The organism is Streptomyces sp. NBC_01351 (assembly GCF_036237315.1).
Lineage (GTDB): Bacteria > Actinomycetota > Actinomycetes > Streptomycetales > Streptomycetaceae > Streptomyces.
This window is the reverse complement of record NZ_CP108356.1, coordinates 4,040,551-4,062,318: the sequence shown is the minus strand read 5'-3', so window position 1 is coordinate 4,062,318 and position 21,768 is coordinate 4,040,551. Positions and strand designations below refer to the sequence as shown.

The 21,768-nt window shown below is 70.7% G+C and carries 23 protein-coding genes, 3 tRNA genes and 1 pseudogene; 16 read left to right on the top strand and 11 right to left on the bottom strand.

The window, feature by feature from the left end; genetic code table 11:
* Positions 1–39: 39 nt before the first annotated feature.
* The 7 genes and pseudogenes from OG625_RS18675 to OG625_RS18645 all read right to left on the bottom strand — a co-directional run bounded on the left by OG625_RS18675 (position 40) and on the right by OG625_RS18645 (position 2,960).
* A complete protein-coding gene (locus OG625_RS18675; RefSeq protein ID WP_329382112.1) occupies positions 40–273 on the bottom strand; it encodes a DUF6257 family protein in 234 nt (77 codons plus the stop codon).
* Positions 274–344: 71 nt separating this feature from the next.
* Positions 345–716 (bottom strand): DUF6251 family protein, encoded by a 372-nt coding sequence (locus OG625_RS18670; RefSeq protein WP_329382109.1) that lies wholly within the window; start codon positions 714–716, stop codon positions 345–347.
* A 21-nt stretch (positions 717–737) separates the two neighbouring features.
* Complete coding sequence (locus OG625_RS18665; RefSeq protein ID WP_329391306.1) at positions 738–923, bottom strand: hypothetical protein; 186 nt, start codon at positions 921–923, stop codon at positions 738–740.
* A gap of 375 nt (positions 924–1,298) precedes the next feature.
* Positions 1,299–1,658 (bottom strand): annotated as a pseudogene (locus tag OG625_RS18660) (DNA cytosine methyltransferase); the annotation flags it as partial.
* A 62-nt stretch (positions 1,659–1,720) separates the two neighbouring features.
* Positions 1,721–2,560, bottom strand: coding sequence for a DUF2637 domain-containing protein (locus OG625_RS18655; RefSeq protein ID WP_329382106.1), 840 nt, complete (start codon positions 2,558–2,560; stop codon positions 1,721–1,723).
* Positions 2,557–2,703: a hypothetical protein gene (locus OG625_RS18650; RefSeq protein WP_329382103.1), complete on the bottom strand. Its 147-nt coding sequence runs from the start codon at positions 2,701–2,703 to the stop codon at positions 2,557–2,559. Before OG625_RS18650 ends, OG625_RS18655 begins: the two co-directional genes overlap by 4 nt.
* The gene (locus OG625_RS18645) at positions 2,700–2,960 is read right to left on the bottom strand and encodes a DUF6284 family protein (protein WP_329382100.1); all 261 of its coding nucleotides are present in this window, start codon (positions 2,958–2,960) and stop codon (positions 2,700–2,702) included. Before OG625_RS18645 ends, OG625_RS18650 begins: the two co-directional genes overlap by 4 nt.
* A 495-nt stretch (positions 2,961–3,455) precedes the next feature.
* Between OG625_RS18645 and OG625_RS18640 the strand changes: the two genes are divergently transcribed.
* The 12 genes from OG625_RS18640 (at position 3,456) to OG625_RS18585 (ending at position 14,474) form a co-directional block, all read left to right on the top strand.
* Positions 3,456–4,301: a sigma-70 region 4 domain-containing protein gene (locus tag OG625_RS18640; protein ID WP_329382097.1), complete on the top strand. Its 846-nt coding sequence runs from the start codon at positions 3,456–3,458 to the stop codon at positions 4,299–4,301.
* A gap of 1 nt (position 4,302) precedes the next feature.
* Positions 4,303–5,121, top strand: coding sequence for a hypothetical protein (locus OG625_RS18635; protein ID WP_329382095.1), 819 nt, complete (start codon positions 4,303–4,305; stop codon positions 5,119–5,121).
* Between the two features lie 74 nt (positions 5,122–5,195).
* Positions 5,196–5,277 (top strand) — tRNA-Ser (locus OG625_RS18630).
* Positions 5,278–5,690: 413 nt separating this feature from the next.
* The gene (locus tag OG625_RS18625) at positions 5,691–6,107 is read left to right on the top strand and encodes a DUF6344 domain-containing protein (protein WP_329382092.1); all 417 of its coding nucleotides are present in this window, start codon (positions 5,691–5,693) and stop codon (positions 6,105–6,107) included.
* A 612-nt stretch (positions 6,108–6,719) separates the two neighbouring features.
* Positions 6,720–7,031, top strand: a complete 312-nt coding sequence (locus OG625_RS18620; RefSeq protein WP_329382088.1) for a hypothetical protein — start codon at positions 6,720–6,722, stop codon at positions 7,029–7,031.
* A gap of 222 nt (positions 7,032–7,253) precedes the next feature.
* A complete protein-coding gene (locus OG625_RS18615; protein WP_329382085.1) occupies positions 7,254–8,405 on the top strand; it encodes an acyl-CoA dehydrogenase family protein in 1,152 nt (383 codons plus the stop codon).
* Entirely contained in the window at positions 8,402–9,367 is a 966-nt protein-coding gene (locus OG625_RS18610) for a bifunctional MaoC family dehydratase N-terminal/OB-fold nucleic acid binding domain-containing protein (protein WP_329382082.1), read from the top strand. Before OG625_RS18615 ends, OG625_RS18610 begins: the two co-directional genes overlap by 4 nt.
* Positions 9,367–10,392 (top strand): acyl-CoA dehydrogenase family protein, encoded by a 1,026-nt coding sequence (locus OG625_RS18605; protein WP_329382079.1) that lies wholly within the window; start codon positions 9,367–9,369, stop codon positions 10,390–10,392. Before OG625_RS18610 ends, OG625_RS18605 begins: the two co-directional genes overlap by 1 nt.
* Before the next feature lie 18 nt (positions 10,393–10,410).
* The gene (locus OG625_RS18600; protein WP_329382076.1) at positions 10,411–10,794 is read left to right on the top strand and encodes a MaoC family dehydratase; all 384 of its coding nucleotides are present in this window, start codon (positions 10,411–10,413) and stop codon (positions 10,792–10,794) included.
* A complete protein-coding gene (locus tag OG625_RS18595) occupies positions 10,791–11,957 on the top strand; it encodes a lipid-transfer protein (RefSeq protein WP_329382073.1) in 1,167 nt (388 codons plus the stop codon). The genes OG625_RS18600 and OG625_RS18595 overlap by 4 nt, the downstream gene beginning before the upstream one ends.
* A 136-nt stretch (positions 11,958–12,093) precedes the next feature.
* Positions 12,094–12,627, top strand: coding sequence for a SigE family RNA polymerase sigma factor (locus OG625_RS18590; protein WP_329382070.1), 534 nt, complete (start codon positions 12,094–12,096; stop codon positions 12,625–12,627).
* 197 nt (positions 12,628–12,824) lie between these two features.
* Positions 12,825–14,474 (top strand): long-chain fatty acid--CoA ligase, encoded by a 1,650-nt coding sequence (locus OG625_RS18585; RefSeq protein ID WP_329382066.1) that lies wholly within the window; start codon positions 12,825–12,827, stop codon positions 14,472–14,474.
* Between the two features lie 6 nt (positions 14,475–14,480).
* Here the strand turns inward: OG625_RS18585 and OG625_RS18580 are convergent, their stop codons facing one another.
* The 3 genes from OG625_RS18580 to OG625_RS18570 all read right to left on the bottom strand — a co-directional run bounded on the left by OG625_RS18580 (position 14,481) and on the right by OG625_RS18570 (position 19,091).
* Complete coding sequence (locus tag OG625_RS18580) at positions 14,481–15,056, bottom strand: antibiotic biosynthesis monooxygenase (RefSeq protein WP_329382063.1); 576 nt, start codon at positions 15,054–15,056, stop codon at positions 14,481–14,483.
* 13 nt (positions 15,057–15,069) lie between these two features.
* A complete protein-coding gene (locus OG625_RS18575; RefSeq protein ID WP_329382060.1) occupies positions 15,070–18,546 on the bottom strand; it encodes a response regulator in 3,477 nt (1,158 codons plus the stop codon).
* A gap of 119 nt (positions 18,547–18,665) precedes the next feature.
* The gene (locus OG625_RS18570) at positions 18,666–19,091 is read right to left on the bottom strand and encodes an SSI family serine proteinase inhibitor (RefSeq protein ID WP_329382057.1); all 426 of its coding nucleotides are present in this window, start codon (positions 19,089–19,091) and stop codon (positions 18,666–18,668) included.
* Positions 19,092–19,299: 208 nt separating this feature from the next.
* Between OG625_RS18570 and OG625_RS18565 the strand changes: the two genes are divergently transcribed.
* The 3 genes from OG625_RS18565 to OG625_RS18555 all read left to right on the top strand — a co-directional run bounded on the left by OG625_RS18565 (position 19,300) and on the right by OG625_RS18555 (position 20,298).
* Positions 19,300–19,390: transfer RNA gene (locus OG625_RS18565), tRNA-Ser, on the top strand.
* 218 nt (positions 19,391–19,608) lie between these two features.
* Positions 19,609–19,681, top strand: a tRNA-Arg gene (locus OG625_RS18560).
* Positions 19,682–19,932: 251 nt separating this feature from the next.
* Positions 19,933–20,298: a PH domain-containing protein gene (locus OG625_RS18555; protein WP_329382054.1), complete on the top strand. Its 366-nt coding sequence runs from the start codon at positions 19,933–19,935 to the stop codon at positions 20,296–20,298.
* Between the two features lie 3 nt (positions 20,299–20,301).
* On the opposite strand, the gene OG625_RS18550 is transcribed toward OG625_RS18555, so the two are convergent.
* Positions 20,302–21,213: an SMP-30/gluconolactonase/LRE family protein gene (locus tag OG625_RS18550; protein ID WP_329382051.1), complete on the bottom strand. Its 912-nt coding sequence runs from the start codon at positions 21,211–21,213 to the stop codon at positions 20,302–20,304.
* 107 nt (positions 21,214–21,320) lie between these two features.
* On the opposite strand from OG625_RS18550, the gene OG625_RS18545 reads away from it, so the two are divergent.
* Positions 21,321–21,755, top strand: coding sequence for an Lrp/AsnC family transcriptional regulator (locus OG625_RS18545; protein ID WP_329382048.1), 435 nt, complete (start codon positions 21,321–21,323; stop codon positions 21,753–21,755).
* The last annotated feature ends 13 nt before the right edge of the window (positions 21,756–21,768 follow it).

Here is a 21,768-nt window from a genome sequence, read left to right as displayed (position 1 = left end):
GGCGTTCTTTGGCGAGAGGGCGGCCGCCCCGGGGCACAGCTACTTGGTCTTGAGGTTCTTGGCGCGGGCCTTGCTGGCGGCCTTCTCGGCCTCCGCCGCATCGGCGGCCTGGCGCTCTTCACGCTCGCGGGCGCCGTCGATGATCCGCTCGACCTTGCGCTCCAGGTCGCCCTGGTAGACGGTCTCGCCGGCGATCCCGCGCTTGGCCATCCGGCCGATGTACCAGGCGAGCTTGGCGGTCTCGCCAGCGGTGAACTTGGGGTCCTTCGCCATGACGCTCCCTCCGGGGCCGGTCTGTCCGGCTCCCCTCACCACCCGCACGGGTCGGGTGGATCGGGCAACCGTCAGCCGCGGCGCCGACGGGCCTTGCGCACGTTCTTCACGGCCGCCGCGCCCTCAGGGCTACCGACCGACTTCACGACGGTGTGGACGCCCCAGCCGAGCATCAGCGCGAGGAAGGCCAGGAACGCGAAGTTCGCGGCGATCGCGGTCAGGGCGGCGATCAGGAGCGGGCCGAAGTAGACGCCAGCCGCGACCGCTCCGGCGCCGACCCCGGAACCGAGCGCCAGGCGCTGAACGGTCCGGTCCGGGGCCGCCTGGTGGATGTGCTGGTGCACGACCTGCGGGCCGGCGTAGGTGGCGGGCATCTGGTCGGCGTAGACGTGGGTACCGTCCGGGAGCCGGACGACGCGGGCGGGTTCGGGCAGGTGGTTCACGAGCGTCTCCCTTCGGGAGGTTCAGGCGGCCGCGGCCGCTACGCCGGGGCTCATGAGGGTGTGGAGTGCGGCGGTGGCCTGTTGGGGGACGACACCGTTGCCGAGGGCTTTGAGTTGGGCGGTGCGAGACAGGCCGGGGACGGCGGTGACGTGGCCTTCGGGCAGGCCCATGAGCCACTCGACCAGCGGTGGGTTCAGTCGTCCCACAGCGTCAGTTGGCCGGGGAGCGGGGCGTCCGAGGACGGTTTCCCACCGGTGGATGGCGGGACCGTAATGGCCCCAGTCAGGGTCGGGTTGCCCCTGCCGTAGGTCGCGGACCGACGCTCGCTGTCCGCGGCTGTCGGCGTCGGGAGCAGGTTCACGACCACTTCGTTCAGCGGGCGGGCGTTGCGGTCCATGAGGTTCGACTTGCCCGAGCGTCCGTCCCGCGCCGCCGGCGTGGGCAGAAGCCGGACGGTGGTCCGCAGGTCCAGGCCCCCCGCCCCGTGGTGCCCCGCCCCGTTGGTGTCCGAGGTGCGCGGGGTCGGTAGCAGTGGCGAGGACGAAGAGCCGGTTCCGCTGGTGGGGTGCACCGACGTCGGATGCGCGTACACAAGCCCACCGTGCATCGAACCCGAGGGCGGCAAGGTCGGCGAGGACGGTGGCGAATCCGAGGGAAAGGTGCCCTGCGACGTTCTCAAAGACCGCGTGGCGGGGTCGAAGAACGCCAAGGGCGTGGGCGATGTGGGGCCAGATGTGCCGGTCATCGGCGACTCCCTTGCGCTTGCCGGCGGAACTGAACGGCTGACAGGGGTAGCCGCCGCAGACGACGTCGACGGGCTCGACCTGGCGCCAGTCGACCGCGGTCAGGTCACCCAGGTTCGGCACCTCGGGGAAGTGGTGGGCCAGGATGCGTGAGGCTCCCGGGTCGTTGTCCGAGACCCACGCGGGCGAGCCACCCATGACGTTCTGGACGGCCATGTCGAGGCCGCCGTAACCGGTGCACAGCGACCCGATCCGCAGGCTCATCCGGTCACCGTCGCCGCGGTGTCCCGCTCACGTTCCGCCTTCAACGTCTCCCGCACGATCCGGGCCTTCGCCGGCGAGGTACGCAGGGCCTTGCGGATTCCCTCGCCGGTCAGCTTCTCGATCGGCCAGGACTCGGTCAGGCTGCGTGCCTCGGCGAGCAGCTCGACTTCCGTGCGGGTCGGTCGGGTCGATCGGGCCGCCGCGGGGACTCGACCGGTCGCCCGACGAGGACGCGTCACCTCGGCCGCCACCGCGAGCTGCGGACGGGCCTCGATCGGCTCGACCGGGGCGGTGGGGGAAGAGTCCACCTCCTGCCCCGGCGCGGGCTGCTCGGCGGGAGGTTCGTCCTGCTCAGGGGTGGACCGATATGCGGGGGTGTGGGTGGATTCTTGCTTGTCCTGCTCGATGGGTGGCTGGTGGTGGAGGACCTTGGCGACGAGGTCGGAGCCGAAGTAGATCGACCCGACCGGAAGCGATGTCGCCAGCAGCACCAGCGCCCAGTTCGTCCAGTCGCCCGAGGCCAGTCGAGTCCAGCCGATCGACTCGCTGTGCAGCTCCGGCAGCAGTCCATGGATGTAGTTCAGGACCAGCGAAGCGAGCGTGTACGCGGCGAGGACTCGTAGCGCGAACTTGCGGGCATCGCCGGTCAGGACGAGAGCGGCGACGAGGGCGAGGGCCATCAGGCCGTCGACCACGAACGGGTACAGCGTCGCCGCCGTTCCGTCCGCGCCGATCGCCCGAGCCACGTCCCGCAGCGCGTTCCACGACACGCGGAACGCCATGCCGACCACGACCACCAGAGCGACCACGAGGAGCCTCTTGGCCTTGCGGTTCACCGGTCGACCTCCTCGTCGAGGTCCCCCGGCACCCACACCCACGACTCACCCACCCAGTCATCCGCCCCACTGTCGGCGGGCGGGGTGATCGGCGGCGGCGCGGGCGGCGTGGGCAGCTTGAAGAGCTTCCGCAGGATCCTCATGCGCCGACCCCCGCCACGGAGGCCTTGGCGGCGAGGTCGCGGCGGGCAGCGAGCAGGCGCCGGCGGGCCCGGCGGATCCGCCGCTCGTCCACCTCAGACGGCATGCGGTCAGTCGTCATGATCTGCGCGTCGAGCAACTCGACCTCCGCCAGGATCAGCGGCAGCTCCTGCTCGATCGCGTCCAGCTCCGCGTCCGTCGGCTCAAGGCCGTCGGACCACGGGGTAACACGGTTCTGAAGTGCAGCGATGAACTCCACGGGTCTTGCTCCTTCGGTAGAGGAACGGGACCCAACAGCAGCCCCGGGTCTAGCCACCCGGGGCTGCACTGCGTTGGGGTGAAGCGGAAAGATCCGGCTCCCCTCAACCCCGCCCGTTCGACCAGCAGGCCGGACGGGCGGGGGAGGCAACCGGCCGCCACCCTGCGGGGCGGCGGAGGGTTGAGATCGCGCTGTTCCGCACGCGGGGACAGAACCCGCGCACGCCGCCCTCTCGGAGTGGGGCGGATATCTCGGCACTCTGTTGAGTTCTCAAGCAACCAACGCTTCCTCCGCGCCCCTCCCAGGGCCCGTCCGGGCGCTTCATTCGCCTACGGCGGCACATCCATGCAGGTCAACTGCCAGATAGGCCCCCATGCACTTCTGTGCTTAGGGGGTCTATGCGCTGACCTGATAGCCAAGGTAGGCAGTCCCGCCGTGGTCGTCAAGCCCCCCTCGCGGTATGGTTGCTAGACCCCCTAAGCGCGGAGGCTGGAGATGCAGGAAGAGATGCAGCGAGTTGCGCAGGTAGAAGTGCCTGTGGAGCGCGCGAAGGCCGCGATCGACCTCATGGCTGACTACCAAGGACGGGTGGTCGAGCTTTCACGCATCCGGCGGGAGGCCATTGAGGAAGCGGCGGCGTCGGGCATGTCGCAGTCGGAGATTGCGGCGCTTCTGGGAGTCAGCCGCGGCCGCGTAGGCCAGTTGGCCTCTCAGGGCCCTCCGCCGGAGCGTGCCTTCTTCGGTACCGACCTCATGACGATCTCGCTCGGAGGCAAGTACGAGGCGGGGAAGTCGCCTGAGGAGAACCCTGGCGAAGTGGTTGCGCGAGAGGACCTTGGGAACTTTGACCGGCTGAGGAAGCTGCTAGCGACGCTCAAGCTCGATGCGCACTACGAGGTGATCCCTCCGAGCGGCATGGTCAACCTGAACAGGGACAACCACGTAGTCGTCTGTGGGCCCCGACTCTCACCGATCATTGCCCAGGTACTTGAGGGCGATGACTTCCTGCGGTTCGAGAAGGACAAGGCTTGGCACCTTGTAGACCTCAAGACCGATGAGCGCTTCCGGTCACCCATGGACGAGGACGGGTCGGCGGGAGACTTCGGGTACCTCGCCCGACTGCCCCGTCTCGACGGTCGCGGGACGTTCCTCTACGCCGCCGGTATCCATGCCATCGGGGCGAATGGCGTCGTGCACTTCCTGGAGAACAACCTGCCTGAGCTGTACAGGGAGGTACGCACTCGACGGTTCTCCACCCTGATCTCCTGCCGCTATGACCCCAAGACTCTGGAAGTCCTGGAGAGCAAGCGGGTCACGCCGCTCTACCGACACGAGGGATGACATGCACGTCAGCGTTGCGACTCAGGCCGGTGGCGCGTCCCCTAACGAGGACTGGGTGGCGGGCACTCCGACATTCGCCGTGGTTCTTGACGGACTCAGCACGGCCGGCTTGGACACGGGATGCGTCCACGGCGTGCCGTGGTACGTCGCCCAGCTCGGCGGCCACGTCGTTGCTGCCCTCGCGGACCCTGGCACGGCGCTGCCTGACGCGCTGGCTACGGCTTTGGAGCGCGTGGCGGGCCTGCATCAGACCTGTGATCTGAAGAACCCGGGTACGCCTTCAGCAACCGTGGCCATCCTCCGAGAACGGCCAGGCGCATTTGATCACCTGGTCCTCGCGGACTCGCCGATTGTGCTCGAAGGCGCTGCCGGATTCACGACGCTGACGGACCTTCGGGTGGACGAGGTCTGCCAAGACCTACGGGCCGAAACGGAGCGCCACGAGACTGGTTCCCCTGAGCACCGTTCCAGCGTGGCGAGGCTCGTAGCGGCGCAGCGTGAGATCAGGAACAAGCCTGAGGGCTACTGGGTGGCTGCCGCGACGCCAGAGCCGGCGTTCCACGCCCTCACGGGAATCGTGGATCCGAGCGAGGTTCGGTCCGCTGCCGTTGTCTCGGATGGTGTCTCGCGACTCGTCACCGAGTATCAGATGGCCTCTTGGGCAGAGGTGTTCGCGCAGCTGCGGAAGGACGGTCCCGCAGCATTGATCGGCAAGGTGCGCGAGGTTGAAGCCACTGATCCCCATGGGCGCCGTTGGCCCCGGTACAAGGCAGGCGACGACGCGGCAGTGGCGTTCTGTCAGCCTGACGCGGCCACGTGATCAAGGTCCGTGGCCAACCTTCGGCCAGAACGGCGCCGGAGACGGTGGGATGAAGCACTGAAACGCAGGTCAGAGGTGGTGCGCAATCGCGCAAGATCGCGGTCTTGAAAACCGTCGTGGCGCGAGTCACCGTGGGTTCAAATCCCACACCCACCGCTTGCAGGTCAGAGAAGTGGCAAACCAGAGGGCGGGTACCCGAACCGGGTACCCGCCCTCTCTGCTCACTCTGTGGAGCTCTCGGGAGTACGTCCGTACGGACGAAGTGGACTCCGTACGTCCCGGTCGCGGTGTCGTCGCTTCTGTGCCGGCGCACGGAAGGATGCCGTTCCGGTCGGGGCACACGCGCCGCCGAGCGAGGTGAGGGCTGCGATCCGGGCCCTTGCGGGCTCGGCAGTTCGAGGCAGTGCGCCGTACGGGGGCGGACCGGAGGCCGCAGGGCCGCTTGAGCCTTCCGGGTGGTGTTTGTCGGAAGATCGGCGCGGGTTGTGGGGGTGGTGCGGTTGCGACCACATCATGACGAATGTATGCAGATCCGTCCGTCGGAACATCGCGAAATGAGGCACCCCGTCATGGCTCACCGCAGCACCTTCACGTCGATCTGGACCACCGTCCTCGCCGCTCTCGTGGCCTTGCTCGCTGCCCTCGGCTTCGGTGGGAAGGCAGCCCCTGCCGCTGCCTCGGTGTCGGCCTCCGCCGTTCCGGCCGCCGCCGCTGTGCGTCGTCCGGCCGTCGCGGCCCGGCGGACCTGGCGGGAGATGATGCGGGGCGGTTCGCTTCCGCCGACCATCAAGCAGCGGATCCGTGCCGAGGCCCACGGCAAGACCCCGTCCGTCCGTCGATCCACCACCGCCGCGGCCATGGGTGCAGGTTCAGGAGTCGCGGCCGGAGCCCCGACCGCATTCGGCGCCGACGTGGCGGTCCCTGCCGCAGCCCTCGCCGCAGTCCGTGCCGGAGCCTCTCGGACAGCCCTCACGCTCGCCGCCTAGTCCGGAGCCGGTAGGCAGTGATCGATGGTTGGTGGTCGGTAGTCGGTAGTTGATCGGTAGTCGTGGTGTCCGGTTGCGCAGGCATACGTGCCACCGCCGGCAGCAGTACGCGCCGAGACAGGCGCGGCAGGTGCGGCCCCGTGTGAGGAAGCAGAAGGACGTCAGGCGCTGGAGCCCGGTCGATCACGACCGTGGATCGCGCCGTGCGGTGCCCCGGAGCGGGGCACGGACGGGTTGCCCCGGCGGGCGCCGGGGGCGTGCAGGGGGCGTGGAACTTGGTATTGCAGGGCCGCAGGCCCGGGAGACGGTGGGGTTCCCGGACGACGTGGCCCTTTTTGGCATGTCCGGAGGTGCGGTTTTGGCTGAACGGTTCAGCTCTTGTGCGGCAAGGGTTTCGACCGGTTGTGGGGTGCTGACCTGGGGCGTACGGGGCGCGAATTTGGTTTATCCGGGGTTGGTCATGCTTGCGGGGGAATCGCAGAGTCCGGGGTGGTTCGCCGGGGATTCGGTGGGCAACTCTGGTCTCGCGACGTCGTCACCACACGGAACGACCGAGGCGGTCGGCCAACTGCCTTGGAGCAACTCCCACTTCGGTTTCTGGAGGATTCACACATGGCAAGCATCCGTACCGCCCGCGTCATCGCCGCCGTCGCCGCGCTCCCCCTCGCCTTCGCCCTCTTCGGCGGGGTTGCCTCGGCCGACAACGGCTCCTTCGCGAACGACGGATCGAATGCGAGCGTCGCCAGCATCTTCGGCAGCGGCGTGGGTGGCGACAACAACGGCAACTCCTCCACCTCGCAGCAGGTGGCCACCGGCTCGGGAGCGTCGAACCAGAACAACACCGCGCAGGTCAACGGCTCGGCCTTCACCGCGATCAATCAGTCCAACTCGAACGTGGCGGTCAACTTCTACCCCTGGTGGTAGCCGCGGCCTGAGCCGCTCCGATTCTTGAGGGCGCCCGTGCGACCGGACCGGCTGGGGTCCGGTAGCGCGGGCGCCCTCGCGCGTGCCCTCCCCGCGAGCTGCCCGCCGGCCGCCCCCCGCTGTCCTTCGTTGCCCTCCGCTTCCCTCCCGACCTTGACACCGAAGGTGAATCTGACGGACAGTCAGGTCCACTCGATGTTGTCATGCCGGGAGGCCAGCGCCGTGCACCTCGCCCCGACCCAAGGCCAGTTGCGGCTCCGTGCCGAACTGCGGGAGTACTTCAAGGACCTGCTGCCCGACGGGGTCCCGGACGACCCGGCCCGCCAGCGCGAACTGCTGCGCCGCATCGGCGCCGACGACCTGCTCGGCCTCGGCTGGCCCGTCGAGTACGGAGGCCAGGGCCGCGGCCCCGACGAGCAGTTCGTCTTCTTCGACGAGGCCTACCGGGCCGGCGCGCCCGTGTCCATGGTCACGCTCAACACCGTCGGCCCGACCCTGATGAAGTACGGGACCCAGGAGCAGAAGGACTACTTCCTGCCGCGCATCCTCAAGGGCGAGATCGTCTTCGCCATCGGCTACTCCGAGCCGGAGGCCGGCACCGACCTCGCCTCGCTGCGCACCCGGGCCGTCCGCGAGGGCGACGACTGGGTGATCGACGGGCAGAAGATCTTCACCTCCAACGCCCAGAACGCCGACTGGATCTGGCTCGCCTGCCGTACCGACCCCGAGGCCCCCAAACACAAGGGCATCTCGATCATCCTGGTGCCCACCGACGACCCGGGCTTCTCCTGGACCCCCATCGAGACCGTCGGCGGGCTCACCACCACCTCGACGTACTACGACTCCATCCGCGTGCCCGCCGGCAACCTCGTCGGCCCCGAGCACGGCGGCTGGGGGCTGATCACCAACCAGCTCAACCACGAGCGCGTGGCCCTCGCCGCCATCGGCATGCAGGCCGAGGACTTCTACGAGCGCGCGCTCAGCCACGCCCGCACCCCCGACCCGACCACCGGCGAGAGGCCCGCCGACCAGCCCTGGGTCCAGTCCCGGCTCGCCGAGGCACGCGCGCGGCTGGCCGCCGTACGCCTCCTGAACTGGCGCCTCGTCCAGGACGTGGGCGCGGGCACCCTGGCCCCCGGCGACGCCAGCGGCGTGAAGTTCCTCGGCACCGAGTCCACCGTCGAGGTGTACCGGATGTGCCAGGAAGTGGTGGGCGAGGAAGCGCTCGTACGGGGCTCCGGGGCCTTCGCGGGCGGCGAGCTGGAGCGGATGAACCGGGCCGCGCAGATCAACACCTTCGGCGGCGGGGTCAGCGAGGTCCAGCGGGAGATCGTCGCCATGATGCGGCTCGGCATGAAGGGGAGGAAGCGATGACGGCGCAGGCGGCCGACACGGCCGGGGAGGCAGTCCGGTTCCACACGCTGCTGGCGGCCTTCGAAGGGCAGCCGGCCGCCACGGCGGCCCGGGGCAAGGACCCGGTCAACGAGCCGATGATCCGCCACTGGTGCGAGGCGATGGGCGACGCCAACCCCTCCTACACCGGCCCGGACGCCATCGCTCCGCCCACCATGCTCCAGGCCTGGACGATGGGCGGGCTCTCCGGCCACTCGGACGGCTCGGGCCGTTCCTCCGCCTACGACGAGCTCTTCACGCTGCTCGACGCGGCCGGATTCACCTCTGTCGTGGCCACCGACTGCGAGCAGGAGTACCTGCGCCCCTTGCGCCCCGGGGACGCGATCACCTTCGACGCCGTCATCGAGTCCGTCTCCCCCCGCAAGACCACCAAGCTCGGCACCGGCCACTTCGTGACCACCCGCATGGACGTCCACGCGGACGGCGAGCTCGCGGGCACCCACCGCTTCCGGATCCTCAAGTACGCGCCCGCCGCCAGGCCTGCGAAGAAGCCCCCGGCCCAGCGCCCCCGCCCGGTGATCAACCGCGACAACCAGGGATTCTGGGACGGGGTCCGGGACCACAAGCTCCTCATCCAGCGCTGCACCTCCTGTGCCACCCTCCGCTTCCCGTGGCTGCCCGGCTGCAACGCCTGCGCGAGCCCGGACTGGGACACCGTCGAGGCCTCCGGCTCCGGCACCGTCTTCTCGTACGTGGTCATGCACCACCCGCCCTTCCCGGCCTTCACGGCGCACGAAGATCCCGCTGCCGCGGGGGGTCCCTACGCGGTCGCGCTCGTCGAGCTCGCCGAAGGGGTCCGGACGATCAGCAACATCACCGGCGTCCCGTACGACAAGGTGCGCATCGGCATGCCCGTCCAGCTGGAGTTCCTGCGCGTCGACGACGGCCTCGAACTCCCCGTCTTCCGCGGGAGTGAAGGCTGATGGACTTCCACCCCTCCGAGGAGCAGGCCGCCGCGGCCGGCCTCGCCGCCCGGATATTCGGCGACCTCGCCACCCACGAACGCCTCGGGGCCTCCGGGACCGGCAGTGACGCCGAGCTCTGGAAGGCCCTCACCACGGCTGGCATGACCGCCGCCGTCGAGGAAGTCGGCCTGCTCGGCCTGGTCCTGCTTCTGGAGGAGCAGGGCCGCACCACCGCGCAGGTCCCGTACGCCGCCACCTGTGCGTACGGGATCCTCCCGGTGGCCGCGCACGGCACCGCCGAGCAGCGCGACCGCCTCCTCCCCGCCCTCGGCACCGGAGAAGCGGTGGCCACCGGCGCCTTCCCGGCGCGCGGCCGGATCACCGCCGAGGGAGACCGGCTCACCGGCACCGTCCCCGCCGTGCCCTGGCTGCGCGACGCCACCCACGTACTGGTCCCCGACGCCGACCGGGCCCTGTGGCTCGTACGGACCGACGCGCCCGGCGTGAGAACCTCCCCCGTGGAGACCACCGCCCCCTGGTCGGCGGGCCGCCTGACCCTGACCGGAGCCGAGGGCGAACGACTCGGGGACGACGGCGCCTACGAAGCCACCCTCGCAGCCGCCAGGACCGCCTTCGCCGGGCTCCAGGCGGGCGTCTGCGCGGGCTCGCTGGCCCGGGCGGTGGAGTACACCTCCACCCGCGAGCAGTTCGGCCGGCCGCTCTCCACGAACCAGGCGGTCCTGCTGCGCGCGGCCGACGCCCACATGGACACCGAGGCGATCCGGGTCACCACGTACGAGGCGGCCTGGCGCATCGACCAGGGCCTCCCGGCACGCGAACACGCCCTGACGGCGGCCTGGTGGGCATCGGAGGCGGGCAAACGCGTCGTCCACGCGGGCCAGCACCTGCACGGGGGCATGGGCGCCGACCTGGACCATCCCGTCCACCGGCACTTCCTCTGGGGGCGCCAGCTGGACGCGTACCTGGGCTGCGGCAGCGAGCTGCTGGCCGAACTGGGCGCCGTGCTGGCGCAGGAGGGCTGAGCCATGGGAGTCGGCGCCATGAGAGTCGGCGAGGAACTGCCGCCGCTGGAGATCCCGGTCACCCGCACCCTGATCGTCGCGGGGGCGATCGCCTCCCGTGACTACCAGGACGTGCACCACGACGCGGCGCTCGCACGGGAGAAGGGCTCCCCGGACATCTTCATGAACATCCTGACCACGAACGGCCTGGTCGGCCGGTACGTCACGGATCACCTCGGCCCGCACGCCGTCCTGCGTAGCGTGGCCATCCGCCTCGGCGCTCCCAATTATCCGGGCGACACGATGACCCTCACCGGCACCGTCACCGCGGTCTCGGGGAACACCGTCGAGATCCGCGTCCTCGGCGCCAACGGCATCGGCCGGCACGTGTCGGGGACGGTCACCGCGGAGGTGTCGGCATGAGCGTCCGCACCCGCGACGAGCTCGGCGGCAGGGCCGCCATCGCCGGCATCGGAGCGACCGAGTTCTCCAAGGACTCCGGACGCAGCGAGCTCAAGCTCGCGGTCGAGGCCGTGCACGCCGCCCTCGAAGACGCCGGGCTCACCCCCGCCGACGTCGACGGCATGGTCACCTTCACGATGGACACGAGCCCGGAGATCACCGTCGCGCAGGCGGCCGGCATCGGGGACCTGTCCTTCTTCTCCCGCATCCACTACGGCGGCGGCGCGGCCTGCGCCACCGTCCAGCAGGCCGCCCTCGCCGTCGCCACCGGGGTCGCCGAGGTCGTGGTCTGCTACCGCGCGTTCAACGAGCGGTCCGGGCGGCGCTTCGGCTCCGGAGTGCAGCAGCGCGAACCCTCGGCGGAGGGCGCGGCGCTCGGCTGGTCGCTGCCGTGGGGGCTGCTGACCCCCGCCTCCTGGGTGGCGATGACCGCCCAGCGCTACCTGCACACCTACAACCTCACTCCCGAGGCCTTCGGGCACGTCGCCGTCACCGACCGCCGGCACGCCGCGAACAACCCCGCCGCCTACTTCCACGGCAAGCCCATCACCCTCGCCGACCACGCGGCATCGCGTTGGATCGTGGAGCCGCTACGTCTGCTGGACTGCTGCCAGGAGACCGACGGTGGCCAGGCCGTCATCGTCACCACGCCCGAGCGGGCCCGGGACCTGCGGCACGCGCCCGCCGTGATCACCGCGGCCGCGCAGGGCGCCGGCCGCCGGCAGGAGGGCATGACCTCCTTCTACCGGGACGACCTCACAGGGCTGCCGGAGATGGACGTGGTCGCGCGCCAGCTGTGGCGCACCAGCGGGCTGCGGCCCTCCGACATCGACGTCGGCATCCTCTACGACCACTTCACCCCCTTCGTGCTGATGCAGCTGGAGGAGTTCGGCTTCTGCAAGCCGGGCGAGGCCGCCGACTTCGTGGCCGCGGACGCACTGCCGATCAACACCCACGGCGGCCAGCTCGGGGAGGCGTACCTGCACGGCATGAACGGGATCGCCGAGGCCGTCCGCCAGCTGCGCGGCACCTCCGTCAACCAGGTCGAGGGAGCCGCGCGCGTACTCGTCACGGCCGGTACCGGGGTGCCGACCTCAGGGCTGATCCTCGGAGCGGACGGCTGACGGATCCGTCAGGGTTGGGCCCCACCTCCTCCACCTTCAGGAGGTGGGGCTTTCCCTACTCCTACAACCTGAGACGGACCCGTCTTCGGCACTTGCGGCCGATCCCATGACGGGCGGGCGCTCCTAGCGTGGACACATGACCACGCCTGTGTGCACGCTCGCCTCGAACCCGACGCCGTACCCGTCGTTCTCGGCGTACGTCCGGACCCGCGGCACGGTCCTGATGCGCACGGCGCGCTCCTTGACCGCCAACCCGTGCGACGCCGAGGACCTGCTCCAGACGGCCCTGGCCAAGACCTACATGGCCTGGGACCGGATCGAGGACCACCGGGCCCTGGACGGCTACGTCCGGCGGGCCCTGGTCAACACCCGCACCTCCCAGTGGCGCAAGCGCAAGGTGGACGAGTTCAGTTGCGACGAGCTGCCGGAGACCGAGGATGCCCCGGCCGCCGACCCCGCGGAGGCGCAGGCCCTGCGGGACGCGATGTGGCGCGCGGTGACGAGGCTGCCCGACAGGCAGCGGGCCATGGTCGTGCTGCGCTACTACGAGGACCTGAGTGAAGTGCAGACCGCCGAGCTGCTGGGGGTCTCGGTGGGCACGGTCAAGAGCGCCGTCTCCCGAGCGCTGGTCAAGCTCCGCGAGGACCCGGAACTCACGCCCGTCCGCTGACCGTCGACGGTACCCCGGCCCTGCCGATGTTTCACGTGAAACCAGAGGACGCAGGGGACGAAGGGCACCAGGAGGATGTTTCACGTGAAACACAGCCTTGTTTCTACTCCCGGGTAGTGACATGCCGACCGGTACGTGCGCAGAATCGGCAGCATCCGTAGCCGCCCCAGCGCCGTAGCGCTCACCGGGAGGACGCTTTGCTGAGCACCATGCAGGACGTACCGCTCCTCGTCACCCGCATACTCCGACACGGGATGACGATCCACGGGAAGTCCCAGGTCACCACCTGGACCGGGGAGGCCGAGCCGCACCGCCGCAGCTTCGCCGAGATCGGTACCCGCGCCACCCGCCTCGCCAACGCCCTGCGCGACGAGCTCGGGGTACAGCAGGACGACCGGGTCGCCACCCTCATGTGGAACAACGCCGAGCACGTCGAGGCGTACTTCGCGATCCCTTCCATGGGCGCGGTCCTGCACACCCTGAACCTGAGGCTCCCTCCCGAGCAGCTGGTCTTCATCGTCAACCACGCGGTCGACCGGGTCGTGCTGGTCAACGGCAGCCTGCTGCCGCTCCTCGCGCCGCTGCTGCCGCACCTGCCGACCGTCGAGCACGTCGTCGTCGCCGGCGTGGGCGACCGCTCCTCGCTCGACGGCCTGGACGTCCGCGTGCACGAGTACGAGGAGCTCATCGCGGGCCGCCCGGACAGCTACGACTGGCCCGAGCTGGACGAGCGCCAGGCAGCGGCGATGTGCTACACCTCCGGCACCACCGGGGACCCCAAGGGCGTCGTCTACTCGCACCGCTCGATCTACCTGCACTCCATGCAGGTCAACATGGCCGAGTCGATGGGACTGAACGACAGGGACACCACCCTGGTCGTGGTTCCGCAGTTCCACGTGAACGCGTGGGGCCTGCCGCACGCCACCTTCATGACCGGCATCAACATGCTGATGCCGGACCGCTTCCTCCAGCCCGGCCCGCTCGCCGAGATGATCGAGCGGGAGAAGCCCAGCCACGCGGCGGCCGTCCCGACGATCTGGCAGGGACTGCTCGCCGAGGTCACCGCCAACCCGCGCGACCTCTCCTCGATGAAGCAGGTCACCATCGGCGGCGCGGCCTGTCCGCCCGCCCTGATGGAGGCCTACGACAAGCTCGGCGTCCGCCTCTGCCACGCATGGGGCATGACCGAGACCTCCCCGCTCGGCACGATGGCGCACCCGCCGGCCGGTCTGAGCGCCGAGGAAGAGTGGCCGTACCGGATCACCCAGGGCCGTTTCCCGGCCGGCGTCGAGGCCCGCCTGGTGGGTCCGGGCGGTGACCACCTGCCCTGGGACGGTGAGTCGGCGGGCGAGCTGGAGGTGCGCGGCGCGTGGATCGCGGGCGCCTACTACGGCGGCGCGGCCGGCGAGCCCTTCCGTCCCGAGGACAAGTTCAGCGAGGACGGCTGGCTCAAGACCGGAGACGTCGGCGTCATCAGCCCCGACGGCTTCCTCACCCTCACCGACCGGGCCAAGGACGTCATCAAGTCCGGTGGCGAGTGGATCTCCAGCGTGGCGCTGGAGAACGCGCTGATGGCGCACCCCGAGGTCGCAGAGGCCGCTGTCGTCGCCGTCCCCGACGACAAGTGGGGCGAGCGCCCGCTGGCCACCGTCGTGCTCAAGGCGGGCGCGACCGTGGACTACACGGGGCTGCGCGAGTTCCTCGGCCAGTCGATCGCCAAGTGGCAGCTTCCGGAGCGCTGGACGCTCATCGCGGAGGTGCCCAAGACCAGCGTCGGCAAGTTCGACAAGAAGGTGATCCGCAAGCAGTACGCGGACGGCGAGCTGGAGGTCACCACCCTCGGCTGACCTGCGTCACCCCTTGGTGAGCCACGGCCGCAGCAGCTTGCTGATGCCGGGCATGGCGACGTAGGTCATCAGGGTGCTGAACACGACGGCGAAGGCTGCCGTGCGCAGCACGAAGTGCAGATCCACCAGGTACGGCCCGAGCACCGCGTTGCCGATGAGCGAGATGGGGAAGATGGCCAGCCCCGAGCTGATCACCATCTTCCACCTCGGCGGCGCGGGCCGGGTCGTACCCGGCTTGGCGAACCAGGTCTCCATGCCGTGCAGTTCCCGGCGGGCTATCTCGGTGTGGTGGTGGCCGAGGCAGTTGGAGAACCACTGGGCCCGCTCGGGCGAGTCCTGCCAGCGCTGGAACGCGGCCTGGTTGCGGAAGCGGTGGACCAGGAACCAGGGCCCGCCCTCGGTCGCGGGGCGGAAGAGCCCGTACCCGAGGTGGTCCGGGAAGCTCGCGGCCGTCTCCAGGATGCCGTGGGCCCAGGCCTCAAAGGTCTCCTCGTACCCGGGCTCCACCTGCCGGGCGATGAGCAGATTCACCTCCCCGTTGTCGGCGGGGACGCTCTGCTCGGTCGTGTCGAAGATGGCCATCGGGCCAGGATGACTAGTTGGTGCCGATCTTGGCCAGTAGGTCCACGATGCGACCCTGCACGTCCGTCGTGGTGGCCCGCTCGGCGAGGAAGAGCACGCTCTCCCCGGAAGCCAGCTTCGGCAGCTCCGCCGGATCGATGCCCGTCGCCGTGTAGACGACCAGCGGGGTGCGGTTCAACTGCCCGTTGGCGCGCAGCCAGTCCACGATCCCGGCCCGGCGGCGGCGCACCTGCATCAGGTCCATGACGACCAGGTTGGGTCGCATCCGCGTCGCCGTTTCCACCGCGTCGGTGTCGGCGCCCGCCCGGGCGACCTGGAGCCCGCGCCGCTCCAGGGCGGCGGTGAGTGCCGTCGCGATCTCGTCGCGTTCCTCGATCAGCAGCACCCGGGAGGGGTGCTGCTCGCTGTCCCTCGGCGCCAGCGCCTTGAGCAGCACGGCCGGATCGGCGCCGTACGCCGCCTCGCGCGTGGCGTGCCCCAGCCCTGCCGTGACCAGCACGGGCACCTCGGCGGCCACCGCGGCCTGGCGCAGGGACTGCAGGGCGGTGCGGGTGATCGGCCCGGTCAGCGGGTCCACGAACAGCGCGGCGGGGAACGCCGCGATCTGCGCGTCCACCTCCTCGCGGGAGTGCACGATCACCGGGCGGTAGCCGCGGTCGCTGAGCGCCTGCTGCGTCTGCACGTCGGGGGCGGGCCACACCAGGAGGCGGCGCGGGTTGTCCAGGGGCTCCGGCGGCAGCTCGTCGTCCACCGGTACGGGCACGGGGCGGTTGACCACCTCGACGGCGCCGCCCGGGCCGTCCAGCGGCTCGGGGCCCTCGTCGGAGCCTGCCTCCGGGGCCCCTATGGCGAAGGCCCGTCCCTGCGGAGCGGGCTCGGCGAGCCGGCGCCGACGGCCGGAACCCGAGCCGGTGCCGGTGGTATCGACGGAGATGCCCTGGCCGAGGGTGCCGAGGGCGCGCACGCTGATCGGCTCCCCGGCCTGGCCCTCCACGGGGGTGTCCTGCGGCTGCCGGGCCGCGGGCAGCGCGACCTGGCCCGACTCGCCGTCCTCGGGGGCGGTCCGGGCCGCCGGGAGCGGCCATGCCGGAGCGGCGGACAGCGCACGCCGCCGCCCGGTCGGTGGTACGGGCTCCTCCGCGCCCGCGGCGGCCTGCGCGGCGGGGGCTTCGGGGTCGGCGGAGGGCGCGCCCAGCACCCGGCGCCCGCGCCGACCGCCGGGGGCGTCGGCGTCGGCCTCGGCGGGAGCGGGGGCCGGGCCAGCCATCGCGGGGGTCTGCGGAGCGGAGGGGGCCGGCGTCGGTCCGGCGGGCAGTGCGAAACCGCCCTCGGGGGCGATGGGCCGGGTGGGAGCGGGCGTCGGGCCGAGCCCGGTCGCGGGCACGGGACCGCCGGGCTGCGCGGGCCCGGCCGGACCCAGCGCGCGGCGCCGCCCGGCGGGGTGCTCGGTCACCGGGACCGGGGGAACGGCCGGCAGCGCGGGCACACCAGTGCCCTGCGGCGGGACAGGCTGCTCGGACCCGCCGGGTCCGCCCGGTGCTCCGATGCCGCCAGGCCCGCCCTGGCCCCTGAGGGCGCCGGGCCCGCTCTGGGCCCCGATGCCGCCGGGCCCTGCGATGGAAGCGGGCCCTGCGATGGCGGCGGGGCCGCCCTGGCCTCCGAAGCCGTCGGGCCCCCCGATGCCCCCGGGCGTGCCCCGGCCCTCGATGTCGGTCCCGCCGCTGACGTCGCCGGCCCGGCCGCGCCTGCGGCCGGTGCCGAGTCCGGCCGGGTTCACCGGGGACTGTGCGAGCTCCGGCCCCGCGTCGGCTTCGCCCGCGCGCCGCCGCCCGGACGGCAGCGCCAGCGCGCCCCCGACCCGGTCGGCCTGCGCGGCTTCGGGGCCCGCCGTCTCGTCCTCCAGGAAGGCGTCCACGCCGCGCCGGCCCCGGCGCCCGCCGGAGACCTTCCCGGGGGCCGCGTCCCCGGCCGTCCCGGAGCCGTCCGCGGCAGGGCCGGCGGAGGGCTCCTCAGCCGGCTCCGGCAGGGTCACCGTCCCGGCTCCCGAACCCAGGGGGAGCTCCAGCACGTAGGCCCCTCCGGGCGCGCCCGGAACCTCCACGGTCTGGAGCACGCCTCCGTGCGCGGCCACGATGCCCCGCACGATCGGCTCATGGACGGGGTTCCCGCCCTCGTACGGCCCGCGGACCTCGATCCGTACGACGTCACCGCGCTGCGCGGCGGCCACCACGATCGTCGAGTCGCTGTACCCGCTGCCCTGGCGGGTCTTGCCGGTGGCGTCGACCCCGGCGACGTCCGCGACCAGATGGGCGAGGGCGGTCGCGACGCGCTCCGCGTCCACCTCGGCCTCGATCGTCGGCGCGTGCACGGCGAACTGCGCGCGGCCAGGTCCGATCAGCTCGACCGCGCCGTCGACGCCGGCCTTGACGACGTCGTTGATCAGGACCTTCTTCTTGCTGAGCCTGTCGCTGCCCGAGTCCAGGCGCTGATAGCCGAGCACGTTGTCCACGAGCGTGGTCATCCGTGAGTACCCGGCTGCCAGGTGGTGCAGCAGCTGGTTGGCCTCGGGCCAGAGCTGCCCGGCGTCGTCGGCCGCCAGCGTGGCCAGCTCCCCGCGGAGCTCGTCCAGGGGCCCGCGCAGCGATTCGCCGAGGACGGCCAGCAACTGCGCGTGCCGCGCGGCGAGGGCGTCGTAGGGCCGCCGGTCGGTGAAGGTCATGACGGCGCCGACGAGCTGCTCACCGTCCCGCACGGGGGAGGTGGTCAGGTCGACGGCGACCGGCTGGCCGGCCTTGTTCCACAGCACCTGCCCGCGTACGCGGTGCTTGCGGCCGCTGCGCAGGGTGTCGGCGAGCGGGGACTCGTCGAAGGGGAACGGCGAGCCGTCGGCGCGCGAGTGCTGGACCAGGCCGTGCAGTTCGCGGTTGCCGAGGTCGGTGGCCCGGTAGCCGAGGATCTGGGCGGCGGCGGGATTGACCAGCACCACCCGCCCGTCGGTGTCGGTGCCGACGACGCCCTCGGCGGCCGCGCGCAGGATCATCTCGGTCTGCCGCTGGGAGCGGGCCAGCTCGGCCTCGGTGTCCACGGTCTCCGCGAGGTCCCGTACGACGAGCATCAGCAGTTCGTCGCCGGTGTAGCCGGGTTGCGGCTCGCGGTAGGCGTCACGTCCGTCGAGGTGGGCTGCGGTGACCTCGACGGGGAACTCGGAGCCGTCGGTGCGGCGCGCGATCATCCGTTTGGGTGTGGCGCGGCCGCCTTCGTCCTCGCCGGGCCGGCGCATGGAGCCGGGGATCAGCTTGGAGTCGAACTCGGGCAGGAGGTCGAGCACGCCCCGGCCGACGAGCCCGGTTCCGGGGCTCTCCATGACCTCGAGGGCGATCGAATTGGCGTTGACGACCGTGCCGTTGGCGTTGACGAGCAACAGCGCGTCCGGAAGAGCGTCGAGTATTGCTGCGAGGCGAGCAGCGCCTCGGGATGGCCTGCTGCTCACGACGAGCTTCCTCCCTGACCACAACTACCGGCATGTCACGGGAGGAGTCTAAGGCCACAGCCCCGCGATGGGGTGGCCGAAGTGCGGTGGATACCGCCCGCTCCGCGCATCCTCCCAGGTCAGGAACGCCCACTCGGAAGCAGAGGTTCCAACTCGTCCCAACGGCTGATTTCGCAGCCGTCCGTCCGACGGAAGGTCGCGTCCACTTTGTGCCCCTGCCAGGTGCCGGTGATCCGGGCGGTGGCCGGGCCCCCGTACTTCATGCTGCAGATCTGCCGCTTGGAGACGGGAGCGAAGGGGTTGCGGCCCTCGGCGGCGAGCTGGTGGAGCTTCGCGCAGGCCTGCTCCCTCCAGGGGTGGTCGCCGCCGACGGGGTCGCATTCGAGCACGTACTCCCGGTCCAGCCGGCGGTTGCCGGTGTCGGCCATGGCGATGGTGAGGTGGTCCGGGCCGGACAGCAGCCGCCCGAGCGGCAGTGGTGGCAGTGGTCCGGCGGCCGCGGCGGCCAGGGCGGAGGTGACGGCGAAGGCGGCGAGTCGCAGCATGGGGCACTCCAGGTCGTCCGTACGTCGTACGCCTGACCAACGACCGGGGCGCTCCTACGTTGCGTGCCGATGCGCGCGGACGGCTCGGGCCGCGCTGTCTTAAGCCTTTGCTCTTCGGCCGCAGGTCCTAGTACCTTGGGAGCGGATTGGTGAGGGGCCCTGCGCCTGTGTCATCATCTGCACGCACCCTCGTACGCGGGGGTGTGCTGGAGGCGTCGCCTAGTCCGGTCTATGGCGCCGCACTGCTAATGCGGTTTGGGCTTTACGGTCCATCGAGGGTTCAAATCCCTCCGCCTCCGCACCTCATCGAAGCCCCGGTCCTGACGGACCGGGGCTTCGATGCGTTCCGGGGCAAATCGGCCCACTCCACCCCCTGCGTCAACCCAAGCGGATGATCTTCATCCGGCTCGTTTCCGCAGGTCAGAGGTGGTTTGGGTAATGGATTTCGCGTCCCGGCGAGGTCCATGTATTGTTGTTCTCGCAAGGCCAACGGGGCGCAAAACCCCGGGAAGCCCAAGCACTCGTAGCTTAACGGATAGAGCATCTGACTACGGATCAGAAGGTTGCAGGTTCGAATCCTGCCGAGTGCACAGCAGGCCAGAGGCCCCGGACGAAAGTCCGGGGCCTCTGTCGTTGTGCCCGGGCTCAGGGGGCAAGGGGAACGGTGCCGCGGAGGGCGTAGTGCGTGGCCCGGGGCTGGGTCGGCCAGGGTCTCCTCCTTGGTGGGGAGGGTGTCCCCCGTAGGTAGTCAGGGGTGGGATGGCTCTGGAGGGTGACGCGGGCTGCGCGTCGGGCTCGGTACGGTTTTGGAGATCGTTCGAAGCTGGAAGCGGGGGCTCTCATGGGACTGTTCGGGAATGCGCACACGGTCGACCCGGTGTCGGCGCAGCGGGACTACGCGCGGCTGCTGGGGCAGGGGGAGCAGGTGCACGCCGCCTACCTGCTGATCAGGGACACGATCCTGTTCACCGATCGGCGGCTGGTGCTCGTTGACAAGCAGGGGCTCACGGGGAAGAAGGTGGAGTACCACTCCATCCCCTACCGGAGCATCACGCACTTCGCCGTGGAGACCGCAGGGCACTTCGATCTCGACGCCGAGCTGAAGATATGGATATCCGGCACCTCGACGCCGATTGAGAAGACCTTCACTAAGGGCGTCGACATCTATGAGGTGCAGGCGATCCTGACCCAGTTCGTCGCCCGGTAGCCCTCAGAGGACCCGCGGGAGGCCGGTCACGGACATCACCATCGAGTAGAGGGAGGTGGTGGCCGTGATGAAGACGCGGTTGTTCTTCGGGCCGCCGAAGGTGAGGTTCGAGACCGGCTCGGGGACGCGGATGCGACCGATCAGGGTGCCGTCCGCGGCGTAGCAGTGGACGCCGTCCTCCATCGCGGCCGCCCACAGCCGGCCCTCGTCGTCGAAGCGGATGTTGTCGGGGCGCGAGCACGTGGTGAAGACGCGGTCGTCGGTGAGGGTGCCGTCGTCGGTGACCTTGAAGGCGCGGATGTGGCCGGCGCGGGTGTCGGCGGCGTACAGCTCGCTCTCGTCCGGGGAGAAGACGAGGCCGTTGGGGCCGAGGAAGCCGTCGGCCACCATGCGGACGGATCCGGTCGCGGGGTCCGCGCGGTAGAGGTTGCAGGCGCCGATCTCGCTCGGCGCCCGGTGGCCCTCGTAGTCGTTGGTGATGCCGAAGTCCGGGTCGGAGAACCAGATGGAGCCGTCAGAGCGGACGACCGAGTCGTTGGGGCTGTTCAGCCGCTTGCCGTCATAGCGGTCGGCGATCACGGTGAGCCTGCCGTCCGGCTCGGTGCGGGTGACGCGGCGGTTGCCCTGCTCGCAGGTGATCAGGCGGCCTTCACGGTCGAGGGTGTTGCCGTTGGAGTGGCCGGCTGGGGAACGGAAGACGGAGACCGCGCCGGTGGCCTCGTCCCAGCGCAGCATCCGGTCGTTCGGGATGTCGCTCCACACCAGCTGTCGCCAGGCCGGGAGGTACAGCGGGCCTTCGGCCCAGCGGCAGTCGTCGTAGAGCCGCTCCAGTCGCGCGTCGCCGTTGGCGCAGCGGCCGGTCCGGAAGCGGTCGTCCAGGATTTCGTACAAGGTGAGGTCGGCTATGGCAGACATGATTCTCCCTGTAGTTGAGATGCCGAATTTTGTTCGGCGTGATGTTGAGATTGCCGGATCAGGTACCGTCTTCGCAAGGGCCGACGGGTCCATGAGAGGAAGATCGCGTGGACGACATCGACCGGGCGCTCCTCCTGCGCCTGCAGGAGGACGCGGGGCAGTCGTACGCCGCACTCGGCACGGCGGTCGGGCTGTCGGCGGGGGCGACCCACGAGCGGGTCCGCAAGCTGCGCGAGCGCGGGGTGATCCGGCGGACCACCATCGAAGTCGACCCGGGCGCGGTCGGTAGCGGGGTCCTCGCCTACGTGTTGGTCGACTCCAACGCCTGGATGGGTGAGTCCGGCCCGGACTTCGAGGCGATCCCCGAGATCCAGGAGGCGCACATCATCGCGGGCAGCGCTTCGGTGATGGTCAAGGTGCGCACGGCTTCGACCGAGGGGCTGCAGGACGTTCTGCGACGTCTCTACGGCATCGAGGGGGTCAGCGGTACGCACGCTACCGTCGTCCTGGAGACCTTCTTCGAGCGGCCGCTCCCGCTGTGACCTGGTGGTGCAC